At 39.1% G+C, this 14,535-nt stretch carries 14 protein-coding genes and 1 tRNA gene; 9 read left to right on the top strand and 6 right to left on the bottom strand.

What is annotated here, in order from left to right; genetic code table 11:
• Positions 1-108 precede the first annotated feature (108 nt).
• Entirely contained in the window at positions 109-1,989 is a 1,881-nt protein-coding gene (locus ACZZZW_RS13410; RefSeq protein ID WP_463494032.1) for a gamma-glutamyltransferase family protein, read from the bottom strand.
• 261 nt (positions 1,990-2,250) lie between these two features.
• Between ACZZZW_RS13410 and ACZZZW_RS13405 the strand changes: the two genes are divergently transcribed.
• Positions 2,251-2,838, top strand: coding sequence for a hypothetical protein (locus tag ACZZZW_RS13405; RefSeq protein ID WP_463494030.1), 588 nt, complete (start codon positions 2,251-2,253; stop codon positions 2,836-2,838).
• A 207-nt stretch (positions 2,839-3,045) separates the two neighbouring features.
• On the opposite strand, the gene ACZZZW_RS13400 is transcribed toward ACZZZW_RS13405, so the two are convergent.
• Positions 3,046-4,026 carry an aldo/keto reductase gene (locus ACZZZW_RS13400; protein WP_463494028.1) on the bottom strand — a complete coding sequence of 327 codons (981 nt, stop codon included), beginning with the start codon at positions 4,024-4,026 and terminating at the stop codon, positions 3,046-3,048.
• 205 nt (positions 4,027-4,231) lie between these two features.
• On the opposite strand from ACZZZW_RS13400, the gene ACZZZW_RS13395 reads away from it, so the two are divergent.
• Positions 4,232-4,987, top strand: coding sequence for a hypothetical protein (locus ACZZZW_RS13395; RefSeq protein ID WP_463494026.1), 756 nt, complete (start codon positions 4,232-4,234; stop codon positions 4,985-4,987).
• Positions 4,988-5,043: 56 nt separating this feature from the next.
• Here the strand turns inward: ACZZZW_RS13395 and ACZZZW_RS13390 are convergent, their stop codons facing one another.
• On the bottom strand, positions 5,044-5,400 hold the full coding sequence (locus ACZZZW_RS13390; protein WP_055904672.1) for a winged helix-turn-helix transcriptional regulator: 357 nt from the start codon (positions 5,398-5,400) through the stop codon (positions 5,044-5,046).
• 100 nt (positions 5,401-5,500) lie between these two features.
• Here ACZZZW_RS13390 and ACZZZW_RS13385 point away from each other — a divergent pair, with 100 nt between their 5' ends.
• On the top strand, positions 5,501-6,031 hold the full coding sequence (locus ACZZZW_RS13385) for an NAD(P)H-dependent oxidoreductase (RefSeq protein WP_463494024.1): 531 nt from the start codon (positions 5,501-5,503) through the stop codon (positions 6,029-6,031).
• 52 nt (positions 6,032-6,083) lie between these two features.
• On the opposite strand, the gene ACZZZW_RS13380 is transcribed toward ACZZZW_RS13385, so the two are convergent.
• Positions 6,084-6,632 carry a carboxymuconolactone decarboxylase family protein gene (locus ACZZZW_RS13380; protein ID WP_463494023.1) on the bottom strand — a complete coding sequence of 183 codons (549 nt, stop codon included), beginning with the start codon at positions 6,630-6,632 and terminating at the stop codon, positions 6,084-6,086.
• Positions 6,633-6,794: 162 nt separating this feature from the next.
• Here ACZZZW_RS13380 and ACZZZW_RS13375 point away from each other — a divergent pair, with 162 nt between their 5' ends.
• The 6 genes from ACZZZW_RS13375 to ACZZZW_RS13350 all read left to right on the top strand — a co-directional run bounded on the left by ACZZZW_RS13375 (position 6,795) and on the right by ACZZZW_RS13350 (position 11,025).
• Positions 6,795-7,658 (top strand): helix-turn-helix domain-containing protein, encoded by an 864-nt coding sequence (locus ACZZZW_RS13375; RefSeq protein ID WP_463494022.1) that lies wholly within the window; start codon positions 6,795-6,797, stop codon positions 7,656-7,658.
• Between the two features lie 119 nt (positions 7,659-7,777).
• Entirely contained in the window at positions 7,778-8,632 is an 855-nt protein-coding gene (gene bla / locus ACZZZW_RS13370; protein WP_463497752.1) for a subclass B3 metallo-beta-lactamase, read from the top strand.
• A 150-nt stretch (positions 8,633-8,782) separates the two neighbouring features.
• Entirely contained in the window at positions 8,783-9,016 is a 234-nt protein-coding gene (locus ACZZZW_RS13365) for a hypothetical protein (protein ID WP_463494020.1), read from the top strand.
• 230 nt (positions 9,017-9,246) lie between these two features.
• A tRNA-Arg gene (locus ACZZZW_RS13360) sits at positions 9,247-9,320 on the top strand.
• A 149-nt stretch (positions 9,321-9,469) separates the two neighbouring features.
• A complete protein-coding gene (locus tag ACZZZW_RS13355; RefSeq protein ID WP_463494019.1) occupies positions 9,470-10,684 on the top strand; it encodes a tyrosine-type recombinase/integrase in 1,215 nt (404 codons plus the stop codon).
• A 164-nt stretch (positions 10,685-10,848) separates the two neighbouring features.
• Positions 10,849-11,025: a hypothetical protein gene (locus tag ACZZZW_RS13350; RefSeq protein WP_463494017.1), complete on the top strand. Its 177-nt coding sequence runs from the start codon at positions 10,849-10,851 to the stop codon at positions 11,023-11,025.
• A 33-nt stretch (positions 11,026-11,058) separates the two neighbouring features.
• Here the strand turns inward: ACZZZW_RS13350 and ACZZZW_RS13345 are convergent, their stop codons facing one another.
• Together ACZZZW_RS13345 and ACZZZW_RS13340 are read right to left on the bottom strand one after the other, a co-directional pair.
• Entirely contained in the window at positions 11,059-11,280 is a 222-nt protein-coding gene (locus tag ACZZZW_RS13345; RefSeq protein WP_463494015.1) for a hypothetical protein, read from the bottom strand.
• A 5-nt stretch (positions 11,281-11,285) separates the two neighbouring features.
• Complete coding sequence (locus ACZZZW_RS13340) at positions 11,286-14,516, bottom strand: phage tail length tape measure family protein (RefSeq protein WP_463494013.1); 3,231 nt, start codon at positions 14,514-14,516, stop codon at positions 11,286-11,288.
• Positions 14,517-14,535: the final 19 nt, after the last annotated feature.

Genomic DNA, 14,535 nt, shown 5'->3' with positions numbered 1-14,535 from the left:
AGATACAATTCTTCTTATATTATCAATTTGTTAAGTTAAAATCGCTGATCAATTATGGCCAGTTACTTTAATTGGAGAACACTTTAAAATAACTTGATTTACAGCTCATTACCAGCCAATCCCATAATCTTCGCCATGATTACTCGATCCTCCTTGTAAGCTACCATGTTTCCAATCGAAATAAATTGCATTGATCGGGCCACTGGTGCGCTCAGAAAAACTGAGTTTATAACCCATTTTTTTTAATTCATCACGCACCGTTTCTTTGGTATTTGCGTTTAATAAAATTTGACCGGGTTTTGGTTCCCTGTCGCTGGTTTTAGTGCCACCCAATGAAAGCCAAAGCTGGTTGGTGTTAAAGTTAGCTGCTTCTGTAGCTTTTTGCACCGACATGCCAAACTCTGCCATGTTTAAAAAAAACTGCAACAAATTCTGGTCTTGCGTATCTCCACCCTGAACTGCAGCAGAAACAAATGGCTTACCATCTTTCAAAAATAAAGATGGAGATAAAGTAACCCTTGGGCGTTTGCCGGGTGCAACAACGTTGAAAGGATTTAAGGTAGAATCAAGCACAAAACTTTGCATCCGCTGACTCATGCCCAGCCCTGTATTGCCCGCAATGCAAGCGGGTAGCCAGCCTCCACTTGGTGTAACCGATACTACCCAACCTTCTTTATCAGCAGCCTCAATAGAGGTTGTACCTCTCCATAAGCGATCTTCATATATTTCTTTTGTAGAATTGTTGCCTAAATCGTGTTTAGGAGCAAAGTTCCTCTTGGTTGTATCCAGCTCAAAACCTCTATTTTTCAAAAGATTAAAGTAAGGATTTTTCTTTCCTTCATAAGGATAAGGATCGCCTGGCCCAATGTGTTCATCGTTTTTATCCAACTGAATCAGCGATGCCCTTTGCTTTGCATAATCTTTACTTAGCAAACCTTTCATGGGTTCGGCAGGTGCCTGATTAGGGTCTCCATAATAAAAATCACGATCTGCGAAAGATAAATTCATGGCCTGGTAAACCGTATGAATATACTTTGAGCTATTGTAGCCCATGGCTTTTAAATCAAAATTCTCCAAAATATTCAGGGCTTGCAGTAAAACCGGGCCTTGCGTCCATTGTTTTAATTTATAAACCGCTATCCCTTTATAATTGGTGCTTAAGGCTTCTTCCTCAACAGGTTTCCATTTGGCCAGGTCGTCCATAGTAATTAAACCACCTTGCTCTTTACTTCCACGAACAAATTCCTGTGCAATATCTCCTTTATAAAAACGATCATAAGCGGCCATCAATGCTTCCTCACGGGATTTACCTTTTTTTAATGCAGCCTTTTCAGCTTCAACCATTTTAGTTAAAGTAGTAAGCAGGTCTTTCTGGATAAAAATTTCTCCGGCTTCAGGTGCTTCACGTTTCTCACCGGCATGTGGTAAGAGCACTTTTTTGCTATAAGGCCATGTTTTAATCAATTCTTTATCACGCTCGATGGCATTTGCTGCCTGCGCTTCAATAGCATAACCTGCAGCCATATGCATTGCCGGAGCCAAAACCTGCCCTAAACTCATACTTCCATATTTACTCAGCATAAAAATAAGGCCTCCAGGCGTGCCTGGGGTAGTAGCAGCCAAAGGGCCATATTCTGGCGGAAAATTATAGCCTTTACTTTTAAAAAAGGCTACTGTAGCTCCGGTTGGTGCAACGCCCATTGCATTAATTGCGATAACTTTTTCCGTTTTTGGGTTATAAATCAGTGCCTGTGTTTCTCCTCCCCAACTCAAGGTATCCCACATGGTGCAGGTTGCAGCAAGCATGGCACAGGCAGCATCAACAGCATTTCCACCTTGTTGAAATATCATAGAACCAGCGGTTGCAGCCATGGGTTTACCCGTAATGGCCATCCAACTGTTTCCATAAAGCATTGGCTTTTGCGTTTGTTGGGCACATAGTGGAGCGATAAAGAGCGAGAAAACAAAAATTAAGGCAAAATTCTTCATAACCCTAAGATAAGTAAATTATAGAACTGAAAAGGCTAAATCTCCCCTATTATCCTGTTGAGGGAATTTAAGGCAGTTTTGCTACAAAATTTTGAGCGGAGTAAAAACATTCCGGTTTTTTGCTTGTTAACTGAAAAGAATGAGCTGGTTATAAATTTTAACTCACTATTTTTGAGTATTTTATATCAAATTAATTCTTTTCTCCACTTCGGGATATTATACCTCACAAACTAAGCCGTACCTTTGAAAAAAATTATTACAATGAACAATATTACGCCATACCCAGTTTTAGAATACGTTGTTAACGTCATCAAGAACGCCATTAGTGACATTAAAACCGAATATACTGCAGCAGATGCAGCCACCCTGAAGGACGGCAATGATACCATAGATTTAGTACAACGCTTTGATGAAACGGGAAAAACCGCAACAGTTTTTATAAAAGACCCAAAAGACATTATTTTTAGTGAAGATTTGTTCCCGGAATTAAAAGATTTGCAGAAAAGTGCGAAGGGAAAAGCAATTCCGGAGTTACAAAACGCCAAAGTAATTATTAACGACCTGAATATTGAAACACATTTGATTTTCCAGGGGGTAAAAGATTTTTTTGACGAATTAAGCAGCAGTTACGAATTTGGTAAAACTGTTGAAAAAGATGCCAATATCACCAAGAATACCTATAAATTCGGGAGCCACTTTTTTGGTTTAACGGTAATTAACGAAGCCGATACCATTGTGATTAAAACAGGTTTTCAGGCGTCTACTGATCCAGCGATCAAGAAAATAATTGAAAATGATGCACTTAAAGTTCAAAACGCAGCTATAAAGATGTTTAAGAGCGGCAAATAACGATTTAAAGGAGGATACGATATACCTTAAATAGCCTCGTCATCCTGAGGAGATATCGTCAATTGCGAGAAGGGTCTTTTTCGGCCAACGGAGCAATCTTACAACTATGATCTCATTAACATTAAAGATTGCTCCGTTTTTCCTCCCGCAATTGACGACTTAATTTATGACTTGATTTCTATAAGCTCAATATTACAAATACGCGGTTTAATTGTTGGCCATTTTTTCTTGCTCGGCCGTATACCTTGCACCAGTATCAGGATATTTTTTTAATAAATCATCAATAACAGCCAAATCAGCTGCATTCAGATTTACATCCACTGCACCAGCATTTTCTTTCAGGTATTTGGTTTTCTTGGTACCCGGAATAGGAATAATATGCTCACCCTGACTTAATACCCAGGCCAGCGCAATTTGGGCCGGTGTAACATTTTTCGAGGCAGCCAATTCTGCAAAACCCTCAGCCAGTTTCTTATTGTTTTCGGCGTATTTTTCCTGGTAGCGAGGTAGGGTTTTTCTAAAATCATTATCCCCAAGTGTACTTACATCCAGCGTATTGGTTACCAAGCCACGTGCTAACGGACTAAAAGGAACAAATGCTATACCCAGTTCTTTTGTTAAGGGAAGAATTTCTTTTTCTACCCCTCTTGTTAGCAAAGAATATTCACTTTGAAGTGCTGCAATTGGATGTACTGCATGTGCTTTTCTGATTGAAGCAGCAGAGGCTTCGGAAAGGCCAAGGTACCTCACCTTCCCTTCTTTAACCAATTCGGCCATGGCACCAACGGTTTCTTCAATGGGTATATTTGGGTCTACCCGATGGGCATAATATAAATCGATATGATCTGTACATAAACGTTTTAAACTTTGTTCTACAGCTGTTTTAAGGTAAGCGGGTGATCCATCAAAAGCACTGGTTCTATCGTCATCCCATCTGAATCCGAATTTTGTTGCTATAAAAATTTTATTTCTGTTCGGCACCAAAACCTGCGATACCAGTTTTTCATTCTCTCCTTTGGCATAAATATCAGCAGTATCCCAAAAGTTAATACCCAGATCGATGGCCAAATTTAATGTTGCGAGTGATTCCTGATCATCTGGTTCGCCATAAGCGTGGTTCATCCCCATAGTACCTAATCCAATTGCAGATAATTGTTCTTCGGTATTTCCTAATTTTCTATATTTCATATCCTTATTGATTAAAAGATTGATTTTTGAATTTACAACACAAATTTAGGCAGAAAAGGGAGTCGGTTAATTACCAAAATCAAACGAATTGTTATGCATTTCAAATATTCAATTGATCTGGCGGAGCTGATGCCTTTCAAATTTGATTTTCTCCTTATCATTTTCTACATTGAAGCGGAATTTAATCCTCCATGAATTAAGCGTTATGAAACGATACCTATTTATTCTCCTTTTGGCATTCTCTTTTTCTGTTCAGGCACAATCAAATGCCAACAATTACAAGTACCTCATTGTGCCCGAAAAATTCAGTTTCCTTAAACAGGTTAATCAATATGGTTTAAATACCGAAACTAAAGCAATGCTGGAGGGGAAAGGTTTCACTGTTTATTTTGATAACGGAGATTTACCAACCGAAATTGCAACGGATAGATGTAAAGCTTTAACAGTAGAGCTACAGGAAAAAAATTCTATGTTTGTAACCAACCTTAGCCTGGTTTTTAAAGATTGTAAGGGAACTGTTGTGTTAAAAAGCAAAGAAGGTAAAAGCCGGGAGAAAGAATATAACACCTCTTATAATGCCGCATTAAAAGATGCATTTGCTTCTTTAGGCGATTTCCGGTATGTTGCGGGCAGCACAGCTGAAGTTTCTACACCTACGCCTGCAGCAACAACGCCAGTGCCAGCGGCTACAACTGCTCCGGCAACATCTAATCAACCTGTTGCGGCCGATGCAAAACAACCAGAAGCTTTATTGTATGCGCAAGCCATTACCAATGGGTACCAACTGATTGATGCTGCACCAAAAATTGTTATGACTTTACTAAAAACTTCTGTTAACGATTTTTTTATCGCAAATAACGGAAGCCTTAACGGGGTGGTTATTAAAAAAAATGGAAACTGGTTTTTTGAGTATTACAAAAACAATTTGCTTGTTTCTGAACAGTTATCCATTAAATTTTAACAAAATAGATCGAAACATTGATTTTGTAAAGAATAACTGTAGCTTAATTGAGCCTTTTAGCTCAATGCTTTATGTTTTTCGCCCCAACTTTCGAGTTGCTTAATAACCGTTTTCAATTCATAACCTATTGGCGTTAATTCATACTCTACCCGGGGTGGTATTTCTGCGAATACGGTACGTTTAATAATTTTACTTTCTTCCAGTTTGCGAAGTTGCAGTGTAAGCATCCGCTCGGTAATATTGGGCAGATGTTTTTTCAATTCACTAAACCTGAGCTTTCCATTGATTAGCCACGAACAGATTACCAGTGCCCACTGGCCGCCAATAATATGGGCTGCATAAACCTCCGGACACTCATCGGCTAATGCCTGCTTATTGGCAAAATTGGTTGAAGTTTCCTTTATTTTAGTCATTACTTACATTTTTTATAGTACCCTACAATGGGTGGCTAATCTACAGAATTTACATTAGCTGCTTTATTTTTGTGGCTGATAAATTTGAAAATTGACAAAAATGAAGACACTTATAATTGCAATACACCCCGATATTAAAAACTCAGTAGTGAATAAAAGATGGATTGAAGAACTGAATAAATTTCCGGATAAATACCATGTTCATCAACTACATGAAATATACCCTGACGAAAAAATTGATGTAACTGCAGAGCAAAAACTGATTGAACAATATGATAAAATTGTATTCCAGTTTCCTTATTATTGGTTTAACTGTCCTGCGCTATTCAAAAAATGGCTCGATGAAGTATTAACGCATGGCTGGGCTTATGGCAGCAAAAGTGGTTACAAAGTTGCAGGTAAAAAAGTTGCCCTGGCTATCTCTTTGGGGGTTGATGAGGATGAACTCGGCCCATCAGGAATATATAAATATCCTCTTTCAGAACTTACCCGCCCTTTCGAACTTTCTTTTGAATACGTTAAAGCAGCCTACCAACCTTTATTTGCCTATTATGGAATTGAATACAATTCTTCTTCCGAAAGGATTGAAAACAGTGTAAAGTTGTATCTCGATTTTTTGGAAGCTTTGTAATTTGGGCAGGGTTTTAAAATGATTTAACGGGCGGTAAAAACCGCCCATTAAATTAAGCATTTTCAGTTTCTAACGCTACGGCAACAGGCCAATCTACCGGAACTTCTGTTAAAGCATGCAGATAGTTGGTAATAATTTTATCGCCGATTACCATATTTACATCTACCAAACTACCTTTAGTATAACCAGCAGCGTAAAAATTGTCCAATAGTTCAGCGGCTACATGTCCTTTACCCAAAACTATTCCTTTAACTAGTTTGGCAAGTGCATCAAGTTTAGCATCGAATGTTAGATTTACTTTTCTAATTTCAATAATCTGTTCATCACTAAACCCATTCATTTTGGCAAAAGCAGTGTGGGCACTTAAACAATATAAACATTCATTCAGCTGGCTTACAACAAGGTTAATAACCTCACGCTCTTTCGCTCGTAGCGAACTTTTACCATTCTGCAAGGTTAAGTAATTGGCCAATGCATGTTCTGAATGTGCAAAAACTGCATAAAGATTTGGCACAAAGCCAACCATACCTTCCAGGTTGGTAAAAATAGCCTGGTTTGCTGATGAAACGTCTTGTTTTACTGGGATTGTGAAATTTTCCATAATATTTTATTTTAAATAATTACTTGTTTCTTTATAAGGATAAAGGTCTTGAGTTTTTAGGCAGGAAAGAATGTACAAACTTCCCGAATGTTTGTAATTAATGCCTTGTTTTTCCAACACAGAAAAAACATTACGATATTGCAGCAAGTAAAACCACCTAAAATGAAATTTCAATATCTGCAAGAGCTCACCCGGGGAGAATTCAGGCTAACTATAAATGAAAATCAACTCGACCGATTTTTTTTTCAGCGAGACAAGCAAGATAAATTTTTAACCATCGCCTGGAACAGGGGTGCTGCTCAACAAATTACCATTGATGGTGTAGGTTATGAATTTCCTCAACAAAGCATAATTCCATTGGTGGTTAGCCAGTCTTTCAGTTTTGAGAAACCCGAACAGATTATAGCCTGGCAGTTTAACCGGAATTTTTATTGTGTGGTTGATCATGATAGGGAAGTTAGCTGCGTTGGTTTTATTTTTTATGGTTCATCGGGCAATATGTTCATCAACCTGGATGAAACTCACCAGAAAAAAATCGACTCCCTGATCGAAGTATTTGCAGATGAGTTTGGAACTGCTGATAACATTCAACTGGATATGCTGCAAATGTTATTAAAACGTTTGATTATTATTGTTACCAGGCTTGCAAAACAACAATTTATCCCCGCCAATACGGTAAGCGATGACAAACTTGATATCATCCGAAGTTATAATCTATTGGTAGAAAATCACTACCGTAAACAGCACACGGTGGCCTTTTATGCAGGCCAATTATACAGGTCTTCGAAAACATTATCCAACCTTTTCGCGCTTTATGACCATCAATCGCCACTGGCAATCATTCGTGAGCGTTTACTGCTCGAAGCTAAAAGATTATTGATGTATACCGATAAATCAGCCAAAGAAATTGCTTACGAGTTGGGTTATGAGGATGCTGCATACTTTAGTGGCAACTTTAAAAAACAAACTGGATATTCACCCACCGATTTTAGAGCAGCAAAAACAGCGCTAGTTGTTCAGGTTTAATTAATACGTAATTTTATAAGAAATAAGTTAATCCTTAGTTTTTTTTGATCAATGCCACTGGATTATTTTATTAATTTTGATTTACATAAAATCCTAAACTACCTGATCATCCTATGAAAATCAAAGCCTTATTCTGCCTCTTTTTTCTTCCCATTTTTGCCTTTGCTCAAAATGTGCACGAACCGGGTGACACCCCAAAAGAATGGTCTGAACCCTATACTCCTTTCCGTATTGTTGGCAATATTTATTATGTAGGCACTGCTGATCTGGCTTGTTACCTGATTACTACTCCAAAAGGAAACATCCTCATTAATACGGGTTTAAGTTCATCAGCAGAACAGATTAAGCGCAATGTAAACACTTTAGGTTTTAAATTTAATGATATTAAAATTTTGCTTACCACCCAGGCACATTACGACCATATGGGTGCAATGGCAGAAATCAAAAAGCTCACGGGCGCAAAAATGATGGTTGACGAAAAGGATGCCGCGGTAATGAAAGACGGCGGCAGATCGGATTATGCACTTGGCGGTAAGGAAAGTAGTTACGCGCCTGTTTCTGCCGACCGTTTATTAAAGGATGGCGATCACATACGGTTGGGAAATACCGATATTACTATGCTCCACCATCCCGGGCATACAAAAGGATCGTGCAGTTTTCAATTAACAACAAGAGATGAAAAACGCAGTTATGTAGTGTTAATAGCGAATATGCCAAGCATTGTTACCGATAAAAAGTTTTCTGAAATACCTGCATACCCTGAAATTGAAAAGGATTATGCCTCTACTTTTAAATCGCTTAAAAACCAATATTTTGATATTTGGCTGTCATCTCATGCGAGCCAGTTTAACCTGCACGATAAGCACAAACCGGGCAATGCCTATAATCCAGCTGCATTTATTGATCGTAAGGGATATGATACAGTATTGGCAGCGCTTGAGGCAGCTTACAATAAGAAAATCGGTAAACAATAGCATTAAAGTGATCTTTTACCTGACGCGGGATTAAGTTGAGCAAGCTTAAACGTTTTGACCAGCGAGCGATTTTAAAAACGAAATAACTGCCGATTTCCAAAATTTTACCTCACCTTTGCTTGTGGCTTGAAATTTGTGCCTTTTAAGATTATGGAAAACACCAATAACCCAAAAAAGAAGATTTTAACACCTTCTGTTGTACACGATGATTTACCAGAGGTTAAAAAACCTGAGCACTTAAGAAGAGTAGCGGCAGATCACGACAATGGGTTACCTGAAAATCCGGAGAGAAATTACCATCACGAAGAACTAAAAAGTGTAACGTCCAGTCATGACGAAATTAGACATGCTGATGATGATATCTGGAACGGAGAAGATGCTTAAATTACTTTTTTGAAGATACATTTTGGCAATTTATTGATGTTTTAAGCAGTTAAATATTTAAAAATATCGCTTTTTAGCCGTTAGTTTTGATGTTTCAGCATGAATATCTAATTTTAATTGCTTCGTTTTTAAATACTTATTTAAAATAAGAAAAACAGCCTTCAAATAGTTTAAAATATATTTTTACATATTCAATAGAACTTCTATATTTGCAGCTCATTAAAAAATGGGCCTCGGTAGCTCAGCTGGATAGAGCGTCGGTTTTCTAAACCGAGGGTCAGGGGTTCGAGTCCCTTCCGGGGTACAAACCGTAGTTATTTAAAAGTGTGCAGTCCCTTACTGCACACATACTACGGTGCAGATGCTTGCAGAGCATCAAGAACAACGCCGTTCCGGCTAATAAAGTCATAGGTTGTTCCGACAATTTTTTCTTTCATGAAATCAGGATCAGGTATGTTTTCTTTTTCTTCAAAACTGTGGTTTAACAATCGCAGAATCAATAAAGTGGATGGTTATGCATCTGTTTATATACAAGTGACCATTAACCGGCAGCACGATGAGTTTGATCAGATGCTTCGGTGGCCAGCTGATAAAATCGATACTGTAGGCTTTAAATTATTACCCAGATATCCTAAGGATCCTGACGTATCAGATTATAATCTCATCCTTAAATGCGCACAAGCCAAGCATTCTGAAATACTGCTCACCTATCGCTTGAGGAAAGAAGACTTAACTATTAAAGGATTTGCACGAGAGCTCCGGACTTTTGACGGAAAAGAATGTTTTATAACTTTTATGCGAAAGGAAGCCGAACGTAGATACAATAAAAAGGAGATTGAATTCAAAACTTTTCAAAATTCTAATTCTGCACTTTTGCAAGTTATGGCTTATGATAATTTAAGTCTCTTTAAAAACATAGATTTAAAATGGATCCAGGGATTCAAACTTTATTTGCAAAAGGTAGAATATGGTTCACAGCGTAAAAGATATAAACCCACAACTGTTTGGGATATATTGAAAAATACAATGGCATACCTACGCCTGGCCTCTAAAGAGCCTATGATTTATGTCAATCCGACGGTTTTTGAAGTGAAGAATTCAGCTCCAAAGCCAAAGACAGTTTATTTAGACCGGGCAGAATTAAGACGGTTGGTTGATCTTCAAAGGGAGCCGTTAAAGGATGTGGAAATGCGGGTTTTAAAAGGCTTTCTGTTTATGTGTTTTACAGGTTTAAGAATATCTGACCTTTATTTGGTAAATGGCCAATGGGAGATACAAAAAGGATTTTTGGATTTTATACCTCATAAAAACAGAAAACTTCAGAGAACGATCCGGATTCCCTTGCTACCGGTAGCAAAATCATTTATGAAAAAAAGTAACCTCGATTTTTTCGATCTTCCGAATCAGGTTCAGTTTAATCAGACTTTAAAATCATTAGCATTTCTCTCTAAAATTTCAAAAAATCTTACCGCTCACGTCGCCCGCCATACGTTTGGCTACCTTTTCATGACCTCGGTAGGAAATATAATGGCACTCAAGGAACTTCTCGGACATACAGTTGTGAAAACTACAGAAAGGTATGCTCACCTGGATGATGAATATAAATTCGAATCTACAAAGGCGATAGAAAAAGGCTTTTCAGATCTAGTTCTAAAAATAGCAAATTGATCAAAACAGCCGTTTTTAGTAAAATATGCTCCTAATGCTCCTATCTAATATGAAATAGTGATCAGCGCACTTTTTAGCTCTTGATCAGCGAGGAAACGATAGGAACATTGAAACGCGTACGGGATCCCGTAAAAATTAACCTGGTGACTGAGGTAATTTGCGACATGTTTACAATAAAAATTACGGAAAAGCAGTTTGAGAACCTAGGCAAGGGGCTTGTTATTGCAATGAAAGAGTTAGATAGATCGGACCATATCAGCGACAATAAGCTTTCTGTTATGTTGGAATACCTCAAAACGCAGATTGACAAACAGGTAATGTTGCAGTGGGAAAAGAAATAACTCAGCGTTGAAACCTAACGCTGAGTTATATTATTACTTGGAAATATTAGCAGATACTAGCATGGATTTTATCTCTGCAAATAGATCTTCAGAAATATTTGTTCCTGGCTGTAAAACATAATCGCTTTTAGAATTCTTACCAATATATCCAATAAAAACGGAGTCTTTCGCAATACGGAAAAGGTTATTTGTTTTTTTGACCTGATCAATTGTTATTACAAAATCTGAAAAATTAAAAGAAATTCTATCCATCATACTCGTTATACATTTACTCGGTTTCTAATTTTATCGACCTTATTTTCATGTTCGACCAAATTTAAATAATTAAAAGGAATACCTTCATCCCACTTATTCAAAAGATCTTCAAGTTTACTCTCAACACCACTGTTGTCATTTACAGCAACAGTGGGTATAGGGCTATCAGCTGATTGGTTACTTTGATCAATCATTCCTCCAGACGCATACCTCATTGCTTTACTTGCCAAATCTGTATTTACAGAAACCGGAGCTCCGTTCCGGTACTGGCTGTTATAAAGGAGATCGTTTATTACTTGACGGTTATTGGCATAGGTGTCTTTGCTCAGCACCAGGAGCGGCTCACCGCCTTCCATTTCGCCTAAACGTTCCCCGGTGGCATTATTGATAAGGTCGATGCCGCCTTGCTCATGGCTCGGTCCGGTTGGAACCATCGCGCCTTTTCTGTACACTGGAGGTTTTTCTGATTTAATTGCGATCGCGTTAGCAATACCTGCTCCCAGGGCAAGACCAGCGGCCACGAAATTGGGCAATGCTTTTGCTGCACCGAGCAAGCCCGCAATGAGTGCCTGCTTGGCTGCAGCATTCTGATCCGCTTTCCAAGCCCTTAATTTTTCCTGTTTTACCTTAGCATCAAATTTGTCATTGATTGCTTTTTTTTGGTCTTCAGTAAGATTTTTGTTCGAAAGCTCTTTGGCCCGCTCATCATCGAGGCTTTTCATCCTCATGTCTGCTTCGTGCTTTCTTTTATTATTCCCCATGGTGGCAATTGTGTTGGCAATCGTTTCCGCTCCCTGGATAGCAAGATCTCTGTCTTCCTGATGCTTCTGTTTGTTTTCGTTAGCATTGGCACTGTCGCGGTTGGAGTTGATCTTATTGATCAGATCCTGACCCTCTTGGGAAATTAAGCCTTCCTGGGTATACTTTTCTTTTAACGCTTCAATTTCTGCATCATACTGCTTCTTAATTGCTGCCAACCGCCCAACATGTGTATTTGCGGCTTCTGAATCAGTAATGACTTCAAGCTTAGCTTTTTCATCTTTTAAACGGTTTTTTTCGCGTATTTCGGCATCTGTAAGGTCTTTGGTCCGGTCTCCATTTATTTTAGCGGTGGCAGCAGCATCTCCTGCATTTTTTTTCAATTGCTCATCGTAAAATTTGTTGATCTGGTCTTTCTCTTTGTCGAGTTCGGTTGAATGCTTATCAGCTAAAGAGGTGCGCAAATTGTCGATCGAAGCCGACATTTCCTGTTCAATTTTCACCCGCGTATCAGCTATCGCTTTATCCTGCTGAATTTTTAAGTCTGCAATTTCTTTTTCCCGGCTTTTTCTTTGTTCTTCAGTAGTTCCCTGTGCTAATAGAAAAGCATTTTGCTCATCTATCAATTTTTGAAACTTTTGCTTTACAAGTTCAACTTCCTTTTTATTTTCCGAAAAAAGATTGTTTAACCTCTCAATTCCTAATTTTTTGTACTCCTCACTAAGCTTTTTATCCTCACTGATCGCAGCAGCGATTGCCCTTTCCCGCTCCGCTTTGGCTTTGGCTTCTGCAGCCTTGCGCTTTGCGATATCCGCGTTTGCATCAGCTTCGTCTTTTGCTTCTTTGGCAGCTCTGGCTTTTGCAGCGGCTTCTTGTTTAGCTTTATATCCTGCTGTCTCAGCATCATCTCCGGATGTGTCAAGTCCATATTTGGATGCAAATTTTGTTTGATCATTAAGGAATTCGTTTTTTGCTTTCTTGGCATCTTCATAACTTTTCCTAATTCCGATCAGGTTTTTTGCAGCTGCATATAAATCTTTTTCAGCGAGATCCACTCCAAACGTCTTACCGTCAGTCTTTGCCTCTTTCAATTTGCTAAAAAGAAAATCCACCTGCTTAAGATCATCCAATCCTTTTGGCATTACAAATGTTATCCCTTGGTCTTTAAGTTTGGAAGTTATTGCCCCCATAGTCATTGATAAACTGGTGGCAGCTTTATCGGCACGCAGGAAAGCATCTGCCTCATCTTGCATGGCATCATTCAGACCTTCGCTTTTCTTCTGGAAAGCAATCTTTATGATCATAGCCTGGTTAATTTTTTCAAGGAGCGGAAGTAATTTCTCATTACTTACTTTTTCCGCATCAATCTGCCCAATGTATTGAGGGTATCTTGCAATTAAGTCGTTTATGATTTTTACCCTGGTTTCGGTACTTGTATTGCTTGCCTGAAGCTGAACGGTATTCCCGGCCAGTGCTGCCCGGTCCCTTTCCAGGGTTTCGGAAAGTCTGCTTGTGGTCGCCCTTTCCAACCAAGTAAGAAATGGGGCGAAAGCTGTAGCCAATCCGGCTTTTACTTCGGTGCGGAACGCGCCCAAAGATTCCTGAATATTTCCTAGCCTGGTCTGAAACTTTTGCAAGCCTCCGGAATCAGTATTGGCAGCTGCTGCTGCCACTCCGCCAAATTCCTTTTCAAGTTCCTTTAAAATAATTGCTTGAGCCCCGGCGATATCTCCGGTTTTTTGCATGTTCCGGATTGTTTCCTTTTGCGATTCGTTGAAAGAAACACCGACCTTTTGAAGTGCGGTCAGTCCTTTGATCGGATTGTTTAAAGCTTTTCCAACCTGAATGGTAGCTGCATTAAGATCTGTACCCATTGCCCGGCTCATGTCCAGGATCAAAGGAAGTGAGCGATCGAACATTTCGCCGCTGATCTTTGTAAAAGTCAGTAATAAAGACTCGGACTTGGTAATCAAATCATCGTCAACACCTGTAAGATCCATCAAGCTACCGGACAGTTCATTTAACTGATCTTTGGATCTTCCTGCAGCTGATCCGGTTGATTTCAGTACAGCTTCGAGTTGAGCCTGATTTTGTTCTGCTTCAGCATATGCAGCATCAGCTCCCGCATTAAACTCAGATAGTGCTGACCACGCTGATTCAAGGCCCCCGGAGATCATATTGCCGATAGAAACACCGCCGGCTAAATTTTTAATCTTATCCCAGGCACTTCCCATATCCTTATTTGCATCCCGGGCAGCATTCGAGGTTGCATAAATTTCGTTGCGCCATTCCCGTTGGAGAGTAACTAACCTGTTAAGACGGTCGACGGATGCCTGATAACCTGGATCAGTCCGGTCCATCCGGTTCAGTGCCCTGGTCTGGGCGGCAACCTCAGCAGTTAAATCCTTGAATTTTTTAAATTCGTCAATCCCGTTTAATTTTAGATTGATCTGTACATTTTCTGATTGTGAACTCATAGCATCATAAAGATGTGCA

The sequence above is a fragment of the Pedobacter sp. AC379 genome (genome assembly GCF_979258145.1).
The sequence above is the reverse complement of the archived record's forward strand: the minus strand, read 5'-3'. Positions and strand labels throughout refer to the sequence as shown.

Bases quoted from the DNA above. Each gene is read 5' to 3' on its own strand.
- ACZZZW_RS13365 (WP_463494020.1), top strand. From the start codon at position 8,783: ATGGAAAACACCAATAACCCAAAAAAGAAGATTTTAACACCTTCTGTT.
- ACZZZW_RS13390 (WP_055904672.1), bottom strand. From the start codon at position 5,400: ATGACTAAAATAAAGGAAACTTCAACCAATTTTGCCAATAAGCAGGCA.
- ACZZZW_RS13395 (WP_463494026.1), top strand. From the start codon at position 4,232: ATGAAACGATACCTATTTATTCTCCTTTTGGCATTCTCTTTTTCTGTT.
- ACZZZW_RS13345 (WP_463494015.1), bottom strand. From the start codon at position 11,280: ATGATGGATAGAATTTCTTTTAATTTTTCAGATTTTGTAATAACAATT.
- ACZZZW_RS13340 (WP_463494013.1), bottom strand. From the start codon at position 14,516: ATGAGTTCACAATCAGAAAATGTACAGATCAATCTAAAATTAAACGGG.
- ACZZZW_RS13350 (WP_463494017.1), top strand. From the start codon at position 10,849: ATGTTTACAATAAAAATTACGGAAAAGCAGTTTGAGAACCTAGGCAAG.
- ACZZZW_RS13380 (WP_463494023.1), bottom strand. From the start codon at position 6,632: ATGGAAAATTTCACAATCCCAGTAAAACAAGACGTTTCATCAGCAAAC.
- ACZZZW_RS13405 (WP_463494030.1), top strand. From the start codon at position 2,251: ATGAACAATATTACGCCATACCCAGTTTTAGAATACGTTGTTAACGTC.
- ACZZZW_RS13385 (WP_463494024.1), top strand. From the start codon at position 5,501: ATGAAGACACTTATAATTGCAATACACCCCGATATTAAAAACTCAGTA.
- ACZZZW_RS13375 (WP_463494022.1), top strand. From the start codon at position 6,795: ATGAAATTTCAATATCTGCAAGAGCTCACCCGGGGAGAATTCAGGCTA.
- ACZZZW_RS13410 (WP_463494032.1), bottom strand. From the start codon at position 1,989: ATGAAGAATTTTGCCTTAATTTTTGTTTTCTCGCTCTTTATCGCTCCA.
- ACZZZW_RS13355 (WP_463494019.1), top strand. From the start codon at position 9,470: ATGTTTTCTTTTTCTTCAAAACTGTGGTTTAACAATCGCAGAATCAAT.
- ACZZZW_RS13400 (WP_463494028.1), bottom strand. From the start codon at position 4,026: ATGAAATATAGAAAATTAGGAAATACCGAAGAACAATTATCTGCAATT.